Origin of the sequence: Vibrio ordalii ATCC 33509 (genome assembly GCA_000257205.1) — a bacterium.
Taxonomy (GTDB): domain Bacteria; phylum Pseudomonadota; class Gammaproteobacteria; order Enterobacterales; family Vibrionaceae; genus Vibrio; species Vibrio ordalii.
Genome location: AEZC01000177.1, coordinates 1 through 2,197 on the forward strand (window position 1 = coordinate 1; position 2,197 = coordinate 2,197).

Here is a 2,197-nt window from a genome sequence, read left to right on the forward strand (position 1 = left end):
GATATATCAATCATATATGTTTCTTATTGTAGGATATTTTTAATTGATATTGCGCAATTGTCATCGTCAATGCTAAATATTTTTTTGTTATATGAATATTCGCTTGTGTCTTTAAAGTTTAACGATAGATGATATGCAACTAACTCAAATGTATCTTTTGAAATTATGTCATATATATCATTGCGTATATAAGTAGGTAGCGTTTCCATTTTTATTTCCTTTTCATTCATGTCAATTTTTTGTATTTTTTTGAGTTGTTTATTGTCGATTTGTTGACTGTTTTAAGTTGATTAAATGTAGGTTTATTGTCGATATTTATGGTGGTTCAAGTCTATCCTCTTAAGGCATTTATGCGATGAGATGGCCATTTTCTGCTGTAGTAAGACCCTCTGTGTTGATTTTTGACGTTGCGGTAATGTTTTTCCAGAGTGGCAGAGCGTGATATTCTCTCTAGACTAGCATTGGTACAGAAGGCGGGTAGCTAAAGTAATTAGTTCGATTATGTTGGTATAGTAATATAGGTCTAGTAATCACCTTAAAAATAACAAGGTAGTTATCTTCTATGAACAAGTTAATCATAGAGGTGACTAATGAAACGTTTAATTCAAAATTCAAACCTGACTCTTTTCTATGGCGAGAGATTTTTCTCTAATCCTGTCATTAAAGAACATGGTCCATTATGCAAGGAATATTTGATTGCTATTAAGGATGTTTTAGATGTTTCTTTGGCTGAATATAATCGAGTTTACGTTCAGAGAATTGATCTTAGATATCCTGGTTATTATGAAGATTATAATTGTGGCGATATTTCTAGGTTTTTTTCTTCGTTAAAGGAAAAAATAAAATATGACTTAAAAACAAAGAATAAAATTGGTAAATGTAATTTAAGATACGTTTGGGTAAGGGAGCAACTAAGTTCAGAAAATCATCATTATCATATGGCATTATTTCTTAATAAAGATGTTTACTTTTGTTTGGGGGATGTTACTAAGGATAGTGGTAATTTGTCTTCAATGATAAAAGAGGCGTGGGCAAGTGCTTTAGGTATTAATTACTTTGAGGTGAGAAGTAGTGTGCATTTCCCAAGTAACTCTACTTATTACATTCATAAGGGGAAAAATTCTCATCAAGAGGAATACCGACAGTGTTTTTATCGCTTAAGCTACTTGGCTAAAGTTAATACGAAAGTCTATTCTAATGGATTAAAAAACATCTCGACTAGTCGAAAATAAAAAAAGAGGCGAGCCTCTTTTTAATGGTTACATTTAAAAACCAAATGTATATCGTAAACCACCGAAAAATAGAACAGCGACAGAGCCTACGACTTTACCTAAGATCTCGCCTGGTTTTCCGAAAATAGATCCGATATCGGAGCCAATAGATGCGCCTTGTAAAGTTGTTTCTACAATGGCTTCCCAAAGGCTTAAGGTGGTTTTTTTATTGTAATCGCTGGCATCGTTATCTTTCCAATTATCTGCATCATTGGAAATGGTACGATTTGCCAGCATTACTCGTTTATTGTTTGGTAGTATTTCGACAATGGTATAAAGCAATTTTGATAGGTTGTAAGGCCTCTGGCGATTGACTCCATCACTGTAGCCCGCCACAAAGTAAAGAGTCTTCACATTTATCTGTGTGGCTTTATGTATACGTCTTGCTATCGAGTTTTGTTGTTTCTCCAGAAATCTCTTAGCCTTGTCCGTTGGTAGATTGTCGCTGTAGTTCCATGATTCAGGTCCTTTCAATGCAACGTCGGCTTGATTCACCGCAACGATGAGCCGTTTTTCGGCTTCATCGCCTAATTGCGGGATAACAATGTCATTGATGAGTCTCAATGGTGTTCCCAGATCGCGAGAGCCGCCATCAAGTATCACGAGAACTAAATCAATGATCAACTGACCATGGTCATCTCGTTTGTTGAGAAGCTGTTTAATGGCCTGTACGTGTTTTTTATCCTCATCGATCCCATCTCCAAGCCCTGGAGTGTCCCATAGCACGAGATTATTTAAGTGGTAACACTGAACACATTCCGTGTGCGGCTCACTATCGATGCCGACTTGAGCAACCGCCATGTCAAATAGAGCGTTGATGGTTGAGCTTTTTCCTGCGCCTGTCGCACCCGTGATCAGAATATTCAGTGATGCTTTGCGAAGGAAAGATAAGTTACTGAGCAACTTATCTTTCGTGGTTGAATCGT

General features: G+C 36.4%; 2 protein-coding genes. One reads left to right on the plus strand and one right to left on the minus strand.

Annotated elements, in window-relative coordinates:
• The first annotated feature begins 590 nt into the window (after positions 1-590).
• Positions 591-1,232 carry an inovirus Gp2 family protein gene (locus VOR_RS0112210; RefSeq protein ID WP_010319984.1) on the plus strand — a complete coding sequence of 214 codons (642 nt, stop codon included), beginning with the start codon at positions 591-593 and terminating at the stop codon, positions 1,230-1,232.
• 33 nt (positions 1,233-1,265) lie between these two features.
• On the opposite strand, the gene VOR_RS17205 is transcribed toward VOR_RS0112210, so the two are convergent.
• On the minus strand, positions 1,266-2,197 hold a 932-nt coding region (locus tag VOR_RS17205), incomplete at its 5' end, for a GTPase family protein (protein ID WP_010319985.1).

Bases quoted from the DNA above. Each gene is read 5' to 3' on its own strand.
- VOR_RS0112210 (WP_010319984.1), top strand. From the start codon at position 591: ATGAAACGTTTAATTCAAAATTCAAACCTGACTCTTTTCTATGGCGAG.